This window comes from Streptomyces sp. NPDC044063 (assembly GCF_056434285.1).
In genome coordinates, this window is sequence record NZ_JBWKFM010000048.1 from 1 (window position 1) to 19,870 (window position 19,870).

The 19,870-nt window shown below is 74.5% G+C and carries 15 protein-coding genes; 3 read left to right on the forward strand and 12 right to left on the reverse strand.

Annotation, left to right across the window (positions count from 1 at the left end; genetic code table 11):
* Window positions 1-129: 129 nt before the first annotated feature.
* The gene (locus AC07BS_RS33620; protein WP_478645010.1) at window positions 130-1,215 is read right to left on the reverse strand and encodes a prephenate dehydrogenase; all 1,086 of its coding nucleotides are present in this window, start codon (window positions 1,213-1,215) and stop codon (window positions 130-132) included.
* A 32-nt stretch (window positions 1,216-1,247) separates the two neighbouring features.
* Here AC07BS_RS33620 and AC07BS_RS33625 point away from each other — a divergent pair, with 32 nt between their 5' ends.
* On the forward strand, window positions 1,248-1,610 hold the full coding sequence (locus tag AC07BS_RS33625; protein ID WP_478645012.1) for a DUF952 domain-containing protein: 363 nt from the start codon (window positions 1,248-1,250) through the stop codon (window positions 1,608-1,610).
* Window positions 1,611-1,651: 41 nt separating this feature from the next.
* Here AC07BS_RS33625 and AC07BS_RS33630 read toward each other — a convergent pair whose 3' ends face one another.
* The 9 genes from AC07BS_RS33630 to AC07BS_RS33670 form a co-directional block, all read right to left on the reverse strand.
* Complete coding sequence (locus tag AC07BS_RS33630) at window positions 1,652-2,854, reverse strand: pseudouridine synthase (protein ID WP_478645014.1); 1,203 nt, start codon at window positions 2,852-2,854, stop codon at window positions 1,652-1,654.
* Window positions 2,854-3,504, reverse strand: a complete 651-nt coding sequence (gene scpB / locus AC07BS_RS33635; protein ID WP_478645088.1) for an SMC-Scp complex subunit ScpB — start codon at window positions 3,502-3,504, stop codon at window positions 2,854-2,856. The genes AC07BS_RS33630 and scpB overlap by 1 nt, the downstream gene beginning before the upstream one ends.
* A gap of 5 nt (window positions 3,505-3,509) precedes the next feature.
* The gene (locus AC07BS_RS33640) at window positions 3,510-4,427 is read right to left on the reverse strand and encodes a segregation and condensation protein A (RefSeq protein WP_478935413.1); all 918 of its coding nucleotides are present in this window, start codon (window positions 4,425-4,427) and stop codon (window positions 3,510-3,512) included.
* An 80-nt stretch (window positions 4,428-4,507) separates the two neighbouring features.
* The gene (locus AC07BS_RS33645) at window positions 4,508-5,050 is read right to left on the reverse strand and encodes a hypothetical protein (protein ID WP_478645018.1); all 543 of its coding nucleotides are present in this window, start codon (window positions 5,048-5,050) and stop codon (window positions 4,508-4,510) included.
* Window positions 5,035-6,162, reverse strand: a complete 1,128-nt coding sequence (locus AC07BS_RS33650; RefSeq protein WP_478645020.1) for a ParA family protein — start codon at window positions 6,160-6,162, stop codon at window positions 5,035-5,037. Before AC07BS_RS33650 ends, AC07BS_RS33645 begins: the two co-directional genes overlap by 16 nt.
* A 332-nt stretch (window positions 6,163-6,494) precedes the next feature.
* The gene (gene ald / locus AC07BS_RS33655) at window positions 6,495-7,610 is read right to left on the reverse strand and encodes an alanine dehydrogenase (protein ID WP_478645091.1); all 1,116 of its coding nucleotides are present in this window, start codon (window positions 7,608-7,610) and stop codon (window positions 6,495-6,497) included.
* Window positions 7,611-7,784: 174 nt separating this feature from the next.
* The gene (locus AC07BS_RS33660) at window positions 7,785-9,917 is read right to left on the reverse strand and encodes a tetratricopeptide repeat protein (protein WP_478645022.1); all 2,133 of its coding nucleotides are present in this window, start codon (window positions 9,915-9,917) and stop codon (window positions 7,785-7,787) included.
* Window positions 9,918-10,125: 208 nt separating this feature from the next.
* Window positions 10,126-10,752 (reverse strand): NUDIX domain-containing protein, encoded by a 627-nt coding sequence (locus AC07BS_RS33665; RefSeq protein ID WP_478645023.1) that lies wholly within the window; start codon window positions 10,750-10,752, stop codon window positions 10,126-10,128.
* A 94-nt stretch (window positions 10,753-10,846) separates the two neighbouring features.
* Window positions 10,847-12,499, reverse strand: a complete 1,653-nt coding sequence (locus AC07BS_RS33670; RefSeq protein WP_478645026.1) for a CTP synthase — start codon at window positions 12,497-12,499, stop codon at window positions 10,847-10,849.
* 449 nt (window positions 12,500-12,948) lie between these two features.
* Between AC07BS_RS33670 and AC07BS_RS33675 the strand changes: the two genes are divergently transcribed.
* Both AC07BS_RS33675 and AC07BS_RS33680 read left to right on the forward strand, forming a co-directional pair.
* Window positions 12,949-14,751, forward strand: coding sequence for a glycoside hydrolase family 15 protein (locus tag AC07BS_RS33675; RefSeq protein WP_478645028.1), 1,803 nt, complete (start codon window positions 12,949-12,951; stop codon window positions 14,749-14,751).
* 43 nt (window positions 14,752-14,794) lie between these two features.
* Window positions 14,795-16,435, forward strand: coding sequence for a PucR family transcriptional regulator (locus AC07BS_RS33680; RefSeq protein WP_478935416.1), 1,641 nt, complete (start codon window positions 14,795-14,797; stop codon window positions 16,433-16,435).
* Between the two features lie 336 nt (window positions 16,436-16,771).
* On the opposite strand, the gene AC07BS_RS33685 is transcribed toward AC07BS_RS33680, so the two are convergent.
* Both AC07BS_RS33685 and recN read right to left on the reverse strand, forming a co-directional pair.
* On the reverse strand, window positions 16,772-17,887 hold the full coding sequence (locus AC07BS_RS33685; RefSeq protein WP_478645032.1) for a glycosyltransferase family 4 protein: 1,116 nt from the start codon (window positions 17,885-17,887) through the stop codon (window positions 16,772-16,774).
* 180 nt (window positions 17,888-18,067) lie between these two features.
* The gene (gene recN, locus AC07BS_RS33690; protein WP_478645033.1) at window positions 18,068-19,816 is read right to left on the reverse strand and encodes a DNA repair protein RecN; all 1,749 of its coding nucleotides are present in this window, start codon (window positions 19,814-19,816) and stop codon (window positions 18,068-18,070) included.
* Window positions 19,817-19,870 lie beyond the last annotated feature (54 nt).

A 19,870-nucleotide genomic window follows, 5' to 3' on the forward strand; every position in this document is an offset into this window, starting at 1 on the left:
CCCCTCTTTCCCCCCCCCTCCATAATAAGACAACACCCCCCCCTCCCCCCCCCCCCCCCCCCCCCCCCCCCCCCCCCCCCTCCTGGGGGGGGCGGCCCCCCCCCCCCCCCCCCCCCCCCCCCCCGGGGCCTACTGGCGCACCGACCAGCCGCGGTCGCGCAGGGCCGCCGTGAGACCGGCCACGGCGGTGGGCTCGACCATCAGCTGGATCAGGCCGGCCTGCTGTCCGGTGGCGTGCTCGATGCGGACGTCCTCGATGTTGACGCCCGCGCGTCCGGCGTCGGCGAAGATCCGGGCCAGCTCGCCCGGCTGGTCACCGATGAGGACGGTCACCGTCTCGTACGCCGCGGGGGCCGCGCCGTGCTTGCCCGGGACACGGGAGCGGCCCGCGTTGCCCCGGCGCAGCACGTCCTCGATGCCGGCCGCGCCACCGAGGCGCCGCTCCTCGTCCGGGGACTGGAGGGCGCGCAGGGCGGTGACGGTCTCGTCCAGGTCGGCGGCGATCCCGGCGAGGACGTCGGCGACCGGGCCGGGGTTGGCGGAGAGGATGTCGACCCACATCCGCGGGTCGGAGGCCGCGATCCGGGTGACGTCGCGGATGCCCTGGCCGCAGAGCCGTACGGACGTCTCGTCGGCGCCCTGGAGGCGGGCGGCGACGAGGCTGGAGACCAGCTGGGGGGTGTGCGAGACGAGGGCGACGGCGCGGTCGTGGGCGTCGGCGTCCATGACGACGGGGACGGCGCGGCACAGGGCGACCAGTTCGAGGGCGAGGTTGAGGACCTCGGTGTCCGTCTCGCGCGTCGGGGTGAGCACCCACGGCCGGCCCTCGAAGAGGTCGGCGGTGGCGGCCATCGGACCGGAGCGCTCGCGCCCGGCCATCGGGTGGGTGCCGAGGTAGCCGGAGAGGTCGCAGCCCATCGCCTCCAGCTCGCGGCGGGGGCCGCCCTTGACGCTGGCGACGTCCAGATAGCCGCGGGCCGTCCGGGCCCGGATGGCCTCCGCCAGGGTGTCGGCGACGTGCGCGGGGGGCACGGCGACGATGGCGAGGTCCACGGGGCCGTCGGGCGCCCGGTCCGTGCCGGCGCCGCGGGCGGCGGCCGTACGGGCCTGGGCGGGGTCGTGGTCCACGAGGTGCACCTGGACGCCGCGGCCGGCGAGGGCGAGGGCGGCGGACGTGCCGATCAGTCCGGTTCCGATCACAAGGGCGGTTCTCACGCGGCTCAGCCTAGTCGGGGTACAAACGTCCCATGATCTTTCATGTGGTCCCGCTGGACGACTGGCTGGCCGTGCCCGACCGTCCCTACTCCCCCGCCTCCCTGGCCGAGGAAGGCTTCGTCCACTGCTCGCCCGACGAGGCGACGACGCTGGCGGTGGCGACGGCCTTCTACCGGGACGTGCCGGGTCCGCTCATGGTGCTGCTGATCGACGAGCGCAAGCTCGACGTGATGGTCCGCTGGGAGCCGGCGGACCCGGCCCCGCCGCCGGGGGTCCCCGAGGGAACCCTCTTCCCCCACGTGTTCGGGCGCGTCACCCGCGACGCGGTCGAGGGGATGATGGAGATCCAGCGCGACGAGGAGGGCCGGGCGACGGGGCTGGCCGTGTGGTCCTAGGGCGTGTCCCGGGGAAGGCCCCGGGACACGGCGGGCCCGGCCTAGAGGTCGACCTCGCGCATCAGCATGCCGACCTCGGTGTTGGTCAGGCGGCGCAGCCAGCCCGACTTCTGGTCGCCCAGGGAGATCGGGCCGAAGGCCGTGCGGACGAGCTTCTCGACCGGGAAGCCGGCCTCGGCCAGCATCCGGCGGACGATGTGCTTGCGGCCCTCGTGGAGGGTGACCTCGACCAGGTAGTTCTTGCCGGTCTGCTGGATGACGCGGAAGTTGTCCGCGCGGGCCCAGCCGTCCTCCAGCTCGATGCCGCTCTTGAGCTGCTTGCCGATGTCGCGCGGCAGCGGCCCGGTGATGGCGGCCAGGTAGGTCTTCTGCACGCCGTACCGCGGGTGGGTCAGGCGGTGGGCCAGCTCACCGTGGTTGGTGAGCAGGATGATGCCCTCGGTCTCCGTGTCGAGCCGGCCGACGTGGAACAGGCGCGTCTCGCGGTTGGTGACGTAGTCGCCGAGGCACTGGCGGCCGTCGGGGTCCTCCATGGTGGAGACGACGCCGGCGGGCTTGTTGAGCGCGAAGAAGAGGTAGGACTGGGTGGCGACGGTCAGGCCGTCGACCTTGATCTCGTCCTTCTCGGGGTCGACGCGCAGGCCCTGCTCGGTGACGATCCGGCCGTTGACCTCGACGCGGGCCATCTCGATCAGCTCTTCGCACGCGCGGCGCGAGCCCATGCCGGCCCGGGCCAGCACCTTCTGCAGGCGCTCGCCCTCCTGCTCGGCGCCCGGGAAGGTCTTGGGCGTCTTGATCTGCGGCTTGTTGTGCCGCTCCCGGTTGCGCTCCTCGATCTTGGCGTCGAGCTCGCGCGGGCGGGAGGGGGCGTAGCCGTGGCCGCGGGCGGGCCCGCTGCTGCGGCCGCCGGAGCCGGCCGTGGAGCTGCGCTTGGGGCCGCCCTTGGCGCCGCCGCGGGCCGAGTCGCCCCGGGCGCCCGTACGGCCGCTGGTGGCGCCGCCGCGGGTGCGCTCGGCGTCGGGGCCCACGTCGTAGCGGCGCTCCTCCGGGCGCGGCCGGCGCGGGCGCTCCTGCTGCCTGTCGTCGCGCGGTGCCCCGCCGCGACCGCCCTGGGGGCGTCCGTCACCGGAGCGACCGGCGCCGGAGCGACCGCCGCCCGCGCGCCCGCCCCCGGAGGCCGGACGTCCTCGGCCGCCCCGGTCGTCCCGGTTGCCGCTTCCGCTGTTCCTGCCGCTGCTTCGCATCAAAGTTCCGTCTTGTCGTCCGCTTCGGTGTCCGGGGCGTCCGGGTCGAACGACGGCATCCCTTCCTGGGAGTCGCCTTCGACCGCTTCCGCCTCGGGGAGGAACGGTGCGAGCTCGGGAAGCTCGTCGAGGCCGCGCAGGCCCATCCGCTCCAGAAAGTAGTTGGTCGTCCTGTACAGGATCGCACCTGTTTCGGGTTCCGTCCCCGCCTCCTCCACCAGACCGCGCTGCAGGAGGGTGCGCATGACACCGTCGCAGTTCACTCCGCGGACGGCCGAGACCCGGGAACGGCTGACCGGCTGACGGTACGCGACGACGGCCAGGGTCTCCAGCGCGGCCTGGGTGAGCCGGGCCTGCTGGCCGTCGAGGACGAAGGCCTCCACGGCGTCCGCGTAGGCGGCGCGGGTGAAGAAGCGCCAGCCCCCGGCGACCTCCCGCAGGTCGAACCCGCGGCCCTCGGCGGTGTACGCCTCCGACAGCTCGCGCAGGGCGGCCGCGACCTCGCGGCGGGGCCGCTGGAGGACCTTGGCGAGGTGCTCCTCGGTGGCGGGCTCGTCCACGACCATCAGCACGGCCTCCAGGGCCGGTCCCAGGTCGAGCAGCGCGACGGCCGGCGTCCCCGCGGGCGGCCCGGCGGTCTCCTCGCTCATGTCGCTCACGCCGTTCCTTCCTCGGGCTCGGTCTCCGGTTCGCGGTCGAACTCGTCGGTCACGGCCGGGGCGGCGTCCGCGCCCGTCCAGCGCACCGTCAGGGCCCCCAGGGCCTCGTCCTGGTCCAGGGCGACCGCGCGCTCGCGGTAGAGCTCCAGCAGGGCCAGGAAGCGCGCCACGACCGTCAGGGTGTCCGGGGCGTCCTCGGTGAGCTCCCCGAAGCTCGCCTCCCCCGACGTCCTGAGCCGGGCCACGACGACCTCGGCCTGCTCCCGGACGCTGACCAGGGGCGCGTGGATGTGGTCCACGTACACCTGCGGCGGCGGCTTGGGCCGCATGGCCCGGGCGGCCAGCTCGGCCAGCCGTTCGGGGCCGATGCCGAGGACGACCTCGGGCAGCAGCTCCGCGTGCTGCGGCTCCAGGCCCACCGTACGGGGGTGGCGACGGCCCTCGTGGGCCAGCCGCTCGCTGAAGATCTCCGCGATCCTCTTGTACGCCCGGTACTGCAGCAGCCGCGCGAACAGCAGGTCGCGGGCCTCCAGCAGGGCGAGGTCCGCCTCGTCCTCCACCTCGGCGGCGGGCAGCAGCCGGGCGGCCTTGAGGTCGAGCAGGGTGGCGGCGACGACCAGGAACTCGGTCGTCTGGTCCAGGTCGAAGTCGGGACCCATGGCACGGATGTGCGCCATGAACTCGTCGGTGACCTTGGACAGGGCCACCTCGGTGACGTCCAGCTTGTGTTTGGCGATCAGCTGGAGCAGGAGGTCGAACGGTCCCTTGAAGTTGTCCAGGCGCACCGTGAAGCGGCCGTCACCGCCCTCGGCTCCGCCCGCGGCGGGCTCCGCGGCCTCGGCGGGCGCCGCCCGCGTCGCGCCCGGGCCGTGGCCCAGGGCACGGCGGGCCGGGGAGGCGGGGGCTGCGGGCATCGGTCGTCCAGGGTGCGGGGGCGGAACAGGGCCGTACGGGCCCGGGGGCGTACGGCAGGAGGCTAGCGCGGCGGAGCCGGTCAGCGGCCGCGCAGGCGTCGTACGAGGATGCTCGCGTCGCCGCGCTGCTCCAGGTCGGCCAGGACGACGGCGACGGCCTCGCGGACGATCCGGCCGCGGTCGACCGCGAGCCCGTGCTCGCCGCGCAGCACCAGCCGGGCGTGCTCGAGGTCCATGAGCTCCTCGGCGGAGACATAGACGGTGATCTTCTCGTCGTGGCGCTCGCGGCCGCTGGGGCGGCGTCCGGCGCCGCGGCCGCGCCGCTTGGCCGCCGGGGGCTCGGACGTCGTCCGGGCGGCCGTGGCGCCGCGCTCGCGCTCCGGCGGGGCCGGGCGTCGCTCGCCGTCCTGCTCCGGCGCGGCGGCGGGGGCTGCGGCCCGGTCGCGCCCGTCGCGCTCCGCCGGCCGGCCCGGGCGTTCACCGTCGGGCGCGTCGCCCGGTCCGGGCACCCTGGGCGGCGTCTCGCCGTTCGCCTTCCGGCGCGGGGAGGAGGACTGGAGCCCCATGCCGCCGGTGGTGCGGAACAGTTCGTCGGCGCCGGGCAGACTCACTCGGCGTGACACCGGGCGAGCACCTCCCTGGCGAGCTGGCGGTAGGCGGCGGCGCCGACGGAGTTGGACGCGTACGTGGTGATCGGCTCGCCCGCGACCGTGGTCTCGGGGAAGCGGACCGTGCGGCCGATGACCGTGTGGTAGACGTGGTCGTCGAACGCCTCGACCACGCGCGCGAGCACCTCACGGCTGTGCACGGTGCGCGAGTCGTACATGGTGGCGAGGATGCCGTCGAGCTCCAGCTCGGGGTTGAGCCGCTCCTGGACCTTCTCGATGGTCTCGGTCAGCAGGGCCACGCCGCGCAGGGCGAAGAACTCGCATTCCAGCGGCACGATCACCTTGTGAGCGGCCGTCAGGGCGTTGACGGTGAGCAGGCCGAGCGAGGGCTGGCAGTCGATGACGATGTAGTCGTAGTCGGCCATCAGGGGCTTCAGGGCCCGCTGGAGGGTGGACTCACGGGCCACCTCGCTGACGAGCTGGACCTCGGCCGCTGACAAATCGATATTGCTGGGCAGCAGGTCCATGTTCGGAACGGCCGTCTTCAGCAGCACCTCGTCGGCCGACATCCCCCGCTCCATGAGCAGGTTGTAGACCGTCAGGTCGAGCTCCATCGGGTTGACTCCGAGCCCGACGGACAGCGCGCCCTGCGGGTCGAAGTCCACGAGGAGCACCCGGCGGCCGTACTCCGCGAGCGCGGCACCCAGGTTGATGGTCGAGGTGGTCTTGCCGACCCCGCCCTTCTGGTTGCACATCGCGATGATCTTCGCCGGGCCGTGGTCGGCCAGCGGTCCGGGGATGGGGAAGTACGGCAGGGGGCGCCCGGTGGGGCCGATGCGCTCGCGGCGCTGGCGCGCGGCGTCGGGCGCGAGCGTGGCCGCGTACTCCGGATCGGGCTCGTACTCCGCGTCGGGGTCGTAGAAGTGATTGTCCGGCACTTCTTCGTAGGCGGCGAGACCGGTGGTGTCGGCCCCGCCCCGTTCGCCGGCCGTGGCGTTCACGTGTAGACCGTCCATGCTCTGGTGGGCTGTCGTCATGCTCTGGATGTTCTGCTGGGCTGCGAAGGTGTGGACAGCGACGGAGCCGACAGCGTGGAGTCCCACGGGACTCTGGCCCAGCGCGGACATTCCTGGGTGACCACCCCCGGGAGCAAATGTCGACTCATTCACAAGTCGTCCTACCTCCTTGGTGACCAGGAAACATCTCAATACGTCAGCGTGGCACCATGCCGACGGTTGGCGACTCTATGGCGTGTCGGCGGTCCGCAGCAACACAATCCGCCGGAGACGGCACGATGTGTCGGCGATCGAACAGGCTTCTGTCAAGGGTGTACGGCCCCTAACCCGGAAGAATCACGGTCGGGCGAAACCGTGGCGAAACACCCCGGCCGGGCCTTGCTCGACAAGGCCCGGCCGGGTAAGTGCTGTTCTTTTCGCGTCGTTCGACGGCGTCCGCCGACTCAGCCCAGGAGGGCGGTCAGTTCGATGTGCGGCAGACCGTGCGCCTCGGCGACCGGGCCGTAAACGACCTGACCCTCATGCGTGTTGAGACCCTTGGCGAGCGCGGCGTCGCGGCGCAGCGCCTCCTGCCAGCCGCGGTTCGCCAGCTCCACGATGTAGGGCAGCGTGGCGTTGGTCAGCGCGTAGGTGGAGGTGTTCGGCACCGCGCCCGGCATGTTGGCGACGCAGTAGAAGACCGAGTCGTGGACCTGGAAGGTCGGCTCGGCGTGGGTGGTCGGACGGGAGTCCTCGAAGCAGCCGCCCTGGTCGATCGCAATGTCGACAAGTACACTTCCGGGCTTCATCTTGGCGACGAGCTCGTTGGTGACCAGCTTGGGGGCCTTGGCACCCGGGATGAGGACGGCGCCGATGACCAGGTCGGCCTCGACGACGGCCTTCTCCAGCTCGTAGGCGTTGGAGACGACCGTCTGCACCTTGGTGCCGAAGACCTTGTCGGCCTCGCGGAGCTTGTTGATGTCGCGGTCGAGCAGGGTGACGTGGAAGCCCATGCCGACGGCGATCTGCGCGGCGTTCCAGCCGGAGACGCCGCCGCCGATGACGACGGCCTTGCCGGCGTGGGTGCCCGGGACACCGCCCGGCAGGACGCCGCGGCCGCCGACCGAGCGCATCAGGTGGTAGGCGCCGACCTGCGGGGCCAGCCGGCCCGCGACCTCGGACATCGGGGCGAGCAGCGGCAGCGCGCGGTTGGCGAGCTCCACGGTCTCGTACGCGATGGCGGTGGTGCCGGACTCCAGCAGGGCGTCCGTGCACTCGCGGGAGGCGGCCAGGTGGAGGTAGGTGAAGAGGGTCTGGCCCTTGCGGAGGCGGTGGTACTCCTCGGCGATGGGCTCCTTGACCTTCAGCAGCAGGTCGGCGGTGGCCCAGACCTCGTCGGCGCTGTCCAGGATGCCGGCGCCGGCCTCGACGTACTCGGCGTCGGTGATGGAGGAGCCGAGACCGGCCCCCTTCTCCACGAAGACCTGGTGGCCGTTGCGCACCAGCTCCAGCACGCCGGCCGGGGTGATGGCCACGCGGAATTCGTTGTTCTTGACCTCGCGGGGGATGCCGACCTTCACGTCGATCACGGTCCTTGTTCAGAGAATGACAGGCTAATCCTGATATGCCGGGCACACCAGAGCAGACCGCGTCGATCGCGGCACAGCCAGTCTAATGAAGGATCCCGTGCTGTCTAGCCTTGCAATGCACCAATCTTTGAGCGCTCTGCCACTGTTTCTTAGGTCTGCGATCGGTTACCCTGCGTTGCTCCCTCCGGGTGACTCCGCACCGGCCGACGGGCCCGGCGCACCCTGGAGCAGCTGCTCCGCCGCCTGCCGCGCGGCGGCCGCGGCCGGGGCGTCGCCCGCCCGCTCATGGATCTCCGCCAGCCGCAGCCGCACCGCCGCCTCCAGCCGCGCGTCGCCCGCCTGCCGGGCGCACTCCACCGCCTCCTGGCAGGTGCGCAGCGCCTCCCGGGGCCGGCCCGCGTGCTCCAGCACCCTTGCCGTCTCGCCCAGCGCCCGCGCGTGCCCGGGAACGTCCCGCAGCCGGCGGAAGGCGGCGGCCGCCGCCCGCCAGTCGCGCAGCGCCTCCGTCCACTGCCCCGCGTAGGCGTGCACCGCGCCCAGTCGTCCGTACAGCCGTGCCTCGTCGGCCAGCTCACCGCGCGTCAGCCGCAGCTCCAGTCCGCGCCGGTACCAGTCGGCGGCCCGCTGCCAGTCGCCCAGCTCCTGATGGGCGGCGCCGATCGACTCCATCGCCCGGCTGATCGCGTACGGGTCGCCGGCCTCCCGGGCGGACTGCAGCGCCTGCCGGTAGCGCTCCAGCGCCTCCGCGGTGCGCCCGGCCCGGGCGTCGAGGTCGCCCAGGTTGAGCAGCGCCGCGGCCTTCTCCAGCGGCATCTCGCAGCGCCGGGCCACGTCCAGGACCAGCTGGTGGAGTCCGTAGAGCTCCGGCGCCGCGGCCTCCGGGCCCAGATGGGCCGTCAGGGCGCGGGTCAGCGCGGAGACCAGCCGGCGGGCCAGGGTGTCGAGCCGGCCGTCCTCCACGGCCAGCCGCGCCGCGGCCAGCAGCGCGGGCAGCCGGGCCAGCAGCCACTCCTCGGCGGCCCCGCGGGAGGGGAAGCGCAGCGGCCGGGGCAGCTGCTCGATCCGGCGGCGGACCGCCGGATCGTTCCGCTCGGTGGCCGCGCGGCAGGAGAAGAGCTGGCGGACGGTGCGCTCCAGCATCCTGGCCCGCGCCAGCTCCGTCTCGGCCGGCCGCTCCTGCGCCTGGAGCAGGGCGGCGAGCAGGGGGGCCAGGCAGCCGGGCACACGGTACTGCGCGAGCAGCACGCCGCCCTCACCCTCGGGGGACTCCACCCGCAGCAGACCGCGGACCGTCAGGTCCTCCAGCACGGTCTGGGCGCTGGTCAGCGAGCAGCCCGCGAGGGCCGAGGCGGTGTGGGCGTCGGCGAGCCCCGCCGGGGCCAGTGCCAGCAGGTGGAGGGTGCGCGCCGCGGTGGCCGGCAGGGCCTCGTAGGCCAGCGAGAACGCCCGGGCCAGCGGCCGGGCGGCGCTCGTGGGCGGCCCGGCGGGCGGCAGCTCCCGCAGCCGCTTGGCCGCGTCCGCCACCGACATCTTGGGATGGGCCGCCAGCCAGCCGCCGACCAGCACCAGCGCGGCCGGCTGGCCGCCGCACTCCTCGACGACGGCACCGGCGGCGACCGGGTCGCAGGTGATGCGGGTGGGGCCCGCGTACCACTCCAGCAGTCGGACGGCGGCCGGCTTGTCCAGGCCGCCCAGCGCGCAGGGGCGTACATCGGGCACCCCGGTCAGCGGTCCCTGGGCGACGGCCACGACCAGGCACTCCGGTTCGTCCGGCAGCAGCGGGTCGACCTGCTCGGCGCCGCTCGCGTCGTCGAGCAGCAGCAGGGCCCGCCGGCCGTCGAGGGCGGCCCGCAGCGCCGCCGTCAGCTCGTCCTCCTCGGCCCCGGCGGGCACGGGCGCGCCGAGCTGGGCGAGGAGCGCGCGGGCGGTGCGCTCGGTGGGTACGGGTGAACCGTCGGCACCGGTGAGGCGAACGCGGAGTACTCCGTCCGGGTACTCCCCGGAGAGCTGGCCGGCCAGCCGCTCGGCGAGCGCGGTGCGCCCGGAGCCGGGCCGTCCGGCGATGAGCAGGACCCGGCCGCGGGGCTGTTTGCGGCCGGAGAGGGTGTCGAGGCCGGTCCGGATGATGTCGGCGCGCAGCTCCTTGAGCTCGCGCTGCCGGCCGACGAACGGACGGCCCGCCAGGGCCGCACCGGCCACGGGTGTCTGACGGGGGCTCACCGCCGGGGCCGGGGCGGGCAGCCGCCGCTCGGGCGGGGCCGCCGCCGGTCCGCCGGTCTCCACCGTCCGCTCCGCCACGGGTCCACTCCCGTTCCACCTGCACGCGCGAGCCCGTCGCGGCCGCGACGGGAACATATCGAGCCTAGTTCACCGTCCACCGCACTCCGGGTAACAGCCACCCGCCATGCCGAAGATCACCTATTCGGGTCGCATGACGATCGGACCGGTACAGCCTTTCCGGGCACCCCACGGCCGGCCGGGCCGGTCATGGGGTGCCCGGCCGGGCTCACGCCTCGAAGGGGCGGGCCGGCCAGGGGGCCTCGGCCGGGCGCAGCGCGTCCAGGCCGTCGCCGGCCAGTGCGGCCGCGACCGAGAGCACCCCGACGACCAGGCAGTTGTTGTGGAGCTCGCCCGCGAGGACCCCGCGCACCAGCAGGGCGAGGGGGACCCGGGCCAGCTCCATGTCGAGCTCCTCGTCCTCGACCGCGAAGCGGTCGCCCTCGACGTCGGAGATGCCGCGGGCCAGGAAGATCCGCACGGCCTCGTCGCAGCCGCCGGGGGTGGTGTAGACGTCGGTCAGCACCCGCCAGTCCTCGGCCTTGACGTGCGCCTCCTCGTAGAGCTCGCGCTGCGCGGCGTGCAGCGGGTTCTCGCCGGGGACGTCCAGCAGGCCGGCCGGGATCTCCCACAGCCGCTGGCGGACGGGGTGGCGGTACTGGTTGAGGACCAGCACCCGGCCCTCGTCGTCGAGGGCGAGGACGGCCACGGAGCCGGGGTGGACCTGGTAGTCGCGGGTGACCGTGGTGCCGTCGGGCATGACCACCTCGTCCGTGCGCACGCTCGTCTTGTTGCCCCGGAACGGCGTGGCGGTGGCGTTGACCTGCCACTCGGCGGGGGTGTCCGTGATGCCCATGTACGTCCTCCAGAGATACGAAACCGGGGTGAGCGCCTCCGGGCGGAGGCCCTCACCCCGGTCAACCGTACCGACCGCCCCGAGGGGCCGCGGCTCAGCCCTGGCGACGCTCGACGGCGGCCTTCACCAGACCGGCGAAGAGCGGGTGGGGGCGCGTCGGACGCGAGCGCAGCTCCGGGTGGGCCTGGGTGGCCACCAGGTAGGGGTGCACCTCGCGCGGGTACTCGACGTACTCGACCAGCTTGTTGTCCGGGGAGGTGCCGGAGAAGACGATGCCCGCCTTCTTCTCCAGCTCACCGCGGTAGGAGTTGTTGACCTCGTAGCGGTGGCGGTGACGCTCCTCGACGTACGGCTGGTCGCCGTAGACCTCGCGAACGATGGAGCCCTCGGCCAGCTTCGCCGGGTACATGCCCAGTCGCATGGTGCCGCCCATGTCGCCCTCACCGGCGACGATGTCCATCTGCTCGGCCATGGTGGAGATCACCGGGTGCGCGGTGGCCGGGTCGAACTCGGTGGAGTTCGCGCCCTCGATGCCGGCCAGGTTGCGGGCGGCCTCGATGACCACGCACTGGAGACCCAGGCACAGGCCCAGCAGCGGGACCTTGTTCTCACGGGCGTAGGTGATCGCGCCGACCTTGCCGTTGACACCGCGGTCACCGAAGCCGCCGGGGACGCAGATCGCGTCGACGTCACCGAGCTGCTCGGCGGCGCCAGCCGGGGTCTTGCAGTCGTCGGAGGCGACCCACTTGACCTTGACCTTGGCACGGTTGGCGAAACCACCCGCGCGGATGGCCTCGGTCACCGACAGGTAGGCGTCCGGCAGGTCGATGTACTTGCCGACCAGCGCGACGGTGACCTCGTGCGAGGGGTTGTGGACGCGGTCCAGCAGGTCCTCCCACTGGGTCCAGTTCACGTCGCGGAACGGCAGGTCCAGCTTGCGCACGACGTAGGCGTCCAGGCCCTCGGTGTGGAGGACCTTGGGGATGTCGTAGATGGAGGGGGCGTCGATGGCGGCGACCACGGCGGCCTCGTCCACGTCGCACATCAGCGAGATCTTGCGCTTGATGGCGGTGGGCACGTCGCGGTCGGCGCGCAGCACGATCGCGTCGGGCTGGATGCCGATGTTGCGCAGGGCCGCGACCGAGTGCTGGGTCGGCTTGGTCTTCAGCTCGCCGGAGGGGCCGATGTAGGGCAGCAGCGAGATGTGCACGACGAAGACGTTGTCGCGGCCGACCTCGTGGCGGACCTGGCGGACGGTCTCCAGGAACGGCAGCGACTCGATGTCGCCGACCGTGCCGCCGACCTCGGTGATCACGACGTCGACGTCGTCGGTCGCCATGCGGCGGATGCGGTGCTTGATCTCGTTGGTGATGTGCGGGATGACCTGCACGGTGTCGCCCAGGTACTCGCCGCGGCGCTCCTTGGCGATCACGGTGGAGTACACCTGGCCCGTGGTGACGTTGGCCGAGCCGTCCAGGTCGACGTCGAGGAAGCGCTCGTAGTGGCCGATGTCCAGGTCGGTCTCGGCGCCGTCGTTGGTGACGAACACCTCGCCGTGCTGGAACGGGTTCATCGTGCCCGGGTCGACGTTCAGGTACGGGTCGAGCTTCTGCATCGTCACCCGCAGGCCCCGCGCCTTCAGCAGCGCGCCCAGGCTGGAGGCGGTCAGCCCCTTGCCGAGCGAGGAGGCGACACCCCCGGTGACGAAGATGTGCTTGGTCGTCGTGGGCTTTGCGGCAATGGCCAAAGGGGGGCTCCCGTGGTCGCGAGTGAGGGTGCGTTCCGGCGATCACCCGGTCTCTTCCGGGGGTGCCGTCGCTGCGGTTGGGGGGTCTTGCGCCCACCGGTCCACGGGGTACCAGGGTATCAGCGCCCGGGCCCGGACGCGCCCGGTGACGCGGCGCGACGCCCTCGTCGGCCCTCCGTCACGGGCGGTCGTCACAGGCCACCCATTCGGCACAAGTTCCCCGGCCAACCGTCGCGCGTGTCCCAACTGGGCGTCGTATCCTGCTCGGACACACGCAGCGAGCCGGCCGGCACGGCACCATCCCGCCCTCCCCCAGCTACCTCTGGGAAGGGACTCTTCCGGAACAGAGCTCGTCGAAGACGCTTGACCAGCAAAGGGCCCTCTCGGGGCACCCTGGATGCCGTTCGACCCCGCGCAGGGGTCCTGGATGCCGTTCGACTGGAGATGACGTGGCCGGGCGTATCGAGGATTACGCACTCATCGGCGATATGCAGACCGCAGCCCTGGTCTGCCGGGACGGTACGGCCGACTGGCTGTGCCTGCCCCGATTCGATTCGCACGCGGCGTTCGCCGGACTGCTCGGTACGGAGGAACACGGATTCTGGCGGGTCGGCCCGGCCCACCCCTCGGGGGCGGCACCACCACGGGCCGACCGCCGCCGCTACCGCGGCGACTCCCTGGTCCTGGAGTCCGAGTGGGACACCCCGCGCGGCACCGTCCGGATCATCGACTTCATGCCCCCGCGCGAGGGGGCGCCCCAGCTCATCCGCATCGTCGAGGGCGTCAGCGGCCGGGTGCCGATGCGCTCCGCCCTGCGGATGCGCTTCTCCTACGGCCGGGTCGTGCCCTGGGTGCACAAGGTGGGCGACCGCACGGTCGCCGTCGCCGGCCCCGACTCCGTCTGGCTCGACACCACCGCCGACACCTTCGGCAAGGACCTGACCACCTACTCGGACTTCACCGTCTCCGCCGGTGAACGCGTCGCCTTCACCATCAGCTGGCAGCCCTCGCACCGGGAGCCCCCGGCCCTGCCCGACCCCGAGGGCTCCCTGGAGGCCACCGAGGACTTCTGGCGCGAGTGGGTCGGCCACTGTACGTACCACGGCCCCTACCGGGACGCCGTGGTCCGCTCGCTGATCACCCTCAAGGCCCTCACCTACGCCCCCACCGGCGGCATCGTCGCCGCCCCCACCACCTCCCTGCCCGAGGAGATCGGCGGCGTCCGCAACTGGGACTACCGCTACACCTGGCTCCGGGACGCGGCCATCACCCTCTCCTCGCTGCTGCGCACCGGCTACCGCGAGGAGGCCCGCGCCTGGCGCGAGTGGCTGCTGCGCGCCGTCGCCGGCGACCCGGAGAACCTCCAGATCATGTACGGCATCGCCGGTGAGCGCGAGCTCGGCGAGGCCGAGCTGTCCTGGCTGCCCGGCTACGAGAACTCCGCCCCCGTCCGGGTCGGCAACGGCGCCGCGGGGCAGCTCCAGCTCGACGTCTACGGCGAGGTCACCGAGGCCCTCCACCTGGCCCATATGACCGGTCTCGCCCGCAACGACTACGCCTCCGTGCTCCAGCTGCGCCTCATCGGCTACCTGGAGGACCACTGGAACGAGCCCGACGAGGGCATCTGGGAGGTCCGCGGCCCCCGCCGCCACTTCGTCCACTCCAAGGTCATGGCCTGGGTCGCCGTCGACCGCACCATCAAGCTCATCGAGTCCGGCGACGTCGACGGCCCCCTGGAGCGCTGGCGCGAGCTGCGCGACGACATCCACCGCGACGTCTGCGAGAAGGGCTACGACAAGGAGCGCAACACCTTCACCCAGTCCTACGGCTCCCAGGAGCTCGACGCCTCCCTCCTGCTCATCCCCCAGATGGGCTTCCTGCCGCCCGACGACAAGCGCGTCATCGGCACCATCGAGGCCATCCAGCGGGAGCTGTCCACCCCGGACGGGTTCGTCCTGCGCTACCCCACCGCCGGGCAGGACGCCGGCGTCGACGGCCTGGAGGGCGACGAGGGGGCCTTCCTCGCCTGCTCCTTCTGGCTCGCCGACGACCTGGCGATGATCGGCCGCGTCGACGAGGCCCGGCAGCTCTTCGAGAAGCTGCTCGCCCTGCGCAACGACCTCGGCCTGCTCGCCGAGGAATGGGACTCCCACCACGGCCGCCAGGTGGGCAACTTCCCGCAGGCCTTCAGCCATGTGCCGCTCATCGACACGGCCCTGCGGCTGACCGCGTCCAGCGCCTTCGGGGGCTGACGCCCACCACGGCCGCGCGCACGGCACTGTTAGGTTCCCCGCCATGGAACGAGGCACGATCACCGTGGCGGAAGCACTGGACCTGCCCGCCCTGCGGCGCGGCCTCCCCGAGGTGCTCGTCGGCGGCGACGCCCTGCGCCGCCCCGTGCGCTGGGTCCACGCCGGCGAGGCACCCAACATCGCCGCCCTGCTCAAGGGCGGCGAGCTCCTCCTCACCACGGGCCTGGGCCTGGGCAGCCGGCCCGCCGAACAGCGGGCGTTCGTCCGGGGCCTGGCCGAGCGCGGCATCGCCGCCCTCGTCGTCGAGCTCGGCGCGCGCTTCGCCACCCTCCCGCCCGCCGTCGTGGACACCGCCGGCGCCCTCGGGCTGCCGCTGGTCCAGCTCCACCGGGAGGTGCCGTTCGTCGCCGTCACCGAGGAGATCCACACCGAGCTCGTCAACGCCCACTACGCCCTGCTGCGCCGGGCCGAGGACGTCCACCGGCGCTGCACCGAGGTGCTGCTGGCCGGCGGCGGCGTGCCCGAGGTCCTGCGGCTGTTCGCCGGCTTCGCGGGCAACCCCGTCTTCCTGGAGACCCCGGACGGCCGCCTCCTCTACGCCGCCGGGCCCACGCCCGCGCCCCCGGGCGCCGCCGACCCCCTGCAGGTCTGGGCCGGCCTGCGCTCCTCCCCGGCCGCGGCGCCCGGTGGCCCGGCCGGCGGCGTCGTCGCCGACGTCCCCGGCAGCCCCGGGCAGGGCGGCGCCGGCCCCGGCACGGTGCGCGCCCGGCTGGCCGTCCTGCCCGTCCACGCCCCGCTGGCCCCGGTGCACCGCATCGCCGCCGACCGGGCCGCCGGCCTCCTCGCCGTCGTCCTGCTGCGCGCCCGGCAGGAGGAGGAACTGGCGGCGCGCGGCCGCGGCGACTTCCTCACCGACCTCGCCGAGGACCGGATCGACGTGGCGGACGCCCCGGCGCAGGCCCGGGTGCTGGGCTTCCGGCCCGGCACCGGGCCGCTGCTCCCCGTCGTCCTGCGGACCGCGGGCGACCTCGTGCCCACCGAGAGCTGGTCCGTCCTCGCCGCCGCGCTCCAGGAGGAGCTGGCCGCGACGGGCGCGCCGGTGCTGCTGGGCGTACGCCTCCCGGAGGGACGCGTACCGCTCCTCGTGGGCCTGCGCGGCGCCGACGAACGGCCGGCCGTGGCCGACCGGGTGGCGGCGGCGCTGCGCGCCGGCGCCGCGCGGGCGGGCTTCCGGCCGCCGGCCGTGGTCGTCGTCGGCGCCCCGGCCACCTGGGAGACGGCGGGGGCCGGCCTGCGCCACGCCGCCCTGGCGGCGGAGGCCGCCGGCGCCGCGCCCGACCTGACCGACCCCGAGCGGGCCTGGCACGACGTACGGCGGCTGGACGTGGACGTCCTGCTGTGGCGGCTGCGCTCGCACGGGGACCTGGCGGCGTTCGTGGAGCGCGTGCTCGGACCCCTGCTGGCCCACGACGCGACCGCGCGCCCGGCGCTGCTGCCCACGCTGGAGTCCTATCTGGCCCACGCCGGCCGCAAGGCGGAGACGGCCCGCGAGCTGCACCTGAACCGCCAGACGCTCTACGACCGGCTGGCCCGCATCGGCCGCCTGCTGAGCACGGACCTGGACGACCCGGAGGCGGCCCTGGCCCTGGGCCTGGCCCTCCGGGCCCGCCGCCACGTGGGCTGACGAGGGCGGCCGGGGCGGGGGGCGGACGGGCCGGGGCGGGGTCCCGCGACGCCCCCGGGTCCCCGGTCCCGCGCTCGGGGCACGGCGACACGCGGGGCCGATGGGACGGGCGCGGCCCACGGCTCCCGGATCCCGTCCTCCGGGCACGACGCCACATGGTCCGCCGGGCGCCCGGCGCCCGGCGGACCGGGAGCCCGAGGGGCCGGGGTGGAGCCCAGGGCCGGCCTCGGCCTCGGCCTCGGCCTCGCACGGTGGACCCGACGCCACACGGCCCGCCCCGCGCCCGGCGGGCCTCCTGACCCGCCGGCTCGGACCCGCCGGCTCAGCCCCACCGGCTCAGCCCCGCCGGTTCAGTTCGTCGTACACGCTCAGGACGTGGGCCACCGTGTCGTCCTCGGACGGCCACTCGGCCGTCCGGCGGCGGCCCGCCTCCGACAGTTCGGCGCAGCGCAGGGGGTCGTCCAGGAGCCGGGCCACCGCGTGGGCGAGGGCCGGCACGTCACCGTAGGGCACGAGTTCGGCGGCGTCGCCGACGAGCTCCGGCACTCCCCCCACCGCGGTCGCCACCAGCGGCACCCCGGCGTGGAGGGCCTCCTGGGCCAGCAGGGAGCGGGCCTCCCACCGGCTGGGCAGGACGGCCACGTCCGCCGCCGCCAGCAGCTCCGGCACGTCGTCGCGCCGCCCCACCAGCAGCACCGGGAGCCCCTCGTCCTCGATGCGCCGCTGCAGCGCTGCCCGTTCGCCGCCCTCGCCCGCCATGACCAGCAGCGGCTCGGGGTCCAGCTCCCGCCAGAGCCGGGCCGCGTCCAGCAGGAAGCCGTGTCCCTGGCCGGGCTCCAGCCGGCCCACGGTGACGATCAGGGGCCGGGCGACCGCGCCCAGTTCGGCGCGGGCCTTGAGCCGTACGCACTCGTCCTCCTCGGGCCGGGCGCGCGGCGCGGGCAGGGCCACCGGGGCCAGCCGGGCGTCGCGCGCACCGCGCCGCCGGGCCTGGTCGACCAGGTCGGACGAGACGCCGAGCAGCACCGCGGCGGCCCGGGCGGCCTGCCGCTCCATCAGCCGTACGAGGTGGGAGCGCGCGCCCTCGGCGCGGATCCGCGCGTGCCAGGTGACCACCAGCGGCGTGGCGCGGCCGCGCAGCGCCAGCGCGGCCAGGGCGCCGGACCGCAGGCCGTGCGCGTGCACCACGTCGGCGCCGGCGCTCGCCGCCCGGATCTCGGCGACGGTCACGCCCGCGCCCGTGCTCAGCGGGGTGAAGGCGGCCCCGGCGCCGGTGAACGCGTACCGCTCACCCGTCCCGCGCGGCCCGCACACCGTCACCCGCAGCCCGCGCGCCACCAGCCCGTCCGTCAGCGACCGCACATGCGCCCCGCTGCCCGCGCTGCCGCTGCCCAGGACCTGCACAGCGTGCAGGGGCGGCCGCCCGTGCGAGGGGCCGGGTGTGCTGCTCACGCGGGGGAAGCTCCTGGGTCGACGTCGGGCGGGGCGTACGGCGAGGTGCTGAGCCCAGGATGCCAGCCCCGGCCGGCATACCGGCACCACCGGTCCGGGACCGGCCCGTCCCACCTCGCCGACAGATCTCCTGATTCACCCGCTTTGGGGATTCCCGTCCCGTCCGGGCGGTCGGCGCCGTCACCCCAGCCGGGCGGCCGCCAGCAGCTCCTCCGCGTGGGCGCGGGCCAGTTCCGAGTCCTCCTGGCCGGCGAGCATCCGGGAGAGCTCCCGCACCCGCTCCTCGCCCTCCATGGCCCGCACACCGCTGCGCGTCACCGCGCCGTCGTGGGTCTTCTCCACCACCAGGTGCCGGTCGGCGAACGCCGCGACCTGCGGCAGGTGGGTGACGACCACGACCTGCGCGGTGCGCGCCAGCTTCGCCAGCCGCCGCCCGACCTCGACCGCGGCCTTGCCGCCCACACCGGCGTCGACCTCGTCGAAGAGGTACGTCGGTACGGGGTCGGACCCGGCGAAGACGACCTCCACGGCCAGCATCACGCGGGACAGCTCGCCGCCGGAGGCGCCCTTGGCCACGGGCCGCGGGTGGGCGCCGGGGTGCGGGGCGAGGAGCAGCTCGACGTCGTCGGCGCCGTGCGGGCCGTAGGAGACGGCGCGCCCGTCCACCTCGATGCCGGCGGCGGGGTCGGCCACCTCGTTCTGCCGGATGGCGAACGAGACGCGGGCGTGCGGCATGGCGAGGGAGGCCAGCTCCTCGGTGACGGCCCCGGCGAAACGCTTCGCCGCCTCGGCGCGCGCGTCGCTCAGGGTCTGTGCGAGGGCGCCGAGTTCGGCGCGCAGCGCGTCGCGCTCGTCCGTGAGCCCGGCGACACGGTCGTCGTCGCCGTCGAGCTCGCCCAGCCGGGCGGCGCTCCGCTCGGCCCAGGCGAGGACCTCGGCGATGTCCGCGCCGTACTTCCGGGTCAGCTGGGTGAGGGCGGCCCGGCGCTCCTCCACGGCGGCCAGCCGCCGGGGGTCCGCGTCGAGGTTCGAGGCGTATCCGGCGAGGTCGCCGGCCACGTCGGCGAGCAGGATGGCGATCTCGCCGATGCGGTCGGCCTGCCCGGCGAGGGCGGGGTCGTGGGACCGCACGCTCTCCAGCGCGCGGTGGGCGCCGGCGACGAGGGTGGCGGCGTCGATCCCCTCGGGGTCCTCGGGGTTCCCGGCGAGCGCGGCGTGCGCGGCGGTCGCGGCGGAGGCGAGGGCCTCGGCGTGCCCGAGGCGGGAGGCCTCGGCGGCGAGCTCGGCGTCCTCGCCGGGCAGCGGCTCGACGGCGGCGATCTCGTCGAGGCCGAAGCGCAGCAGGTCGGCCTCCTGGGCGCGTTCGCGGGCGCGCGTGGTGAGCTCCTCCAGCTCGGCGGCGACGGCCCGCAGCCGGCGGTAGGCGTCGGCGTACTTGGCCAGCGGCACGGCGACGGCGTCGCCGGCGTACCGGTCGAGGGCCTGCCGCTGCCGCGCGGGCCGCAGCAGCCCCTGCTGGTCGGTCTGGCCGTGGACGGCGACGAGATCGTCCGCCAGCTCGCCCAGCAGCCCCACGGGCACGCCCCGGCCGCCCAGGTGGGCGCGCGAGCGCCCCTCGGCGGAGAGGGTGCGGCTGACGAGCAGCGTGCCCTCGTCGAGCTCGGCGCCGGCCTCCTCGGCCCGTACGGCCACGGCCGAGCGCGCGTCGACGGCGAGGCGCCCCTCGACGACGGCGGCCTTGGCGCCCATCCGCACCAGCCCGGGGTCGGCGCGCCCGCCGAGCAGCAGCCCGAGGCTGGTGACGACCATGGTCTTGCCGGCGCCGGTCTCGCCCGTCACCGCCGTGAAACCGGGCGACAGCTCGACCACCGCGTCGTCAATGACGCCCAAGGACCGGATCCGCATCTCCTCCAACACGGATACGACCATACGAGGTTCCGGGGGTCCCTCGCGACGGCCTCCCCCGCCGACCGCCCCGGGGAG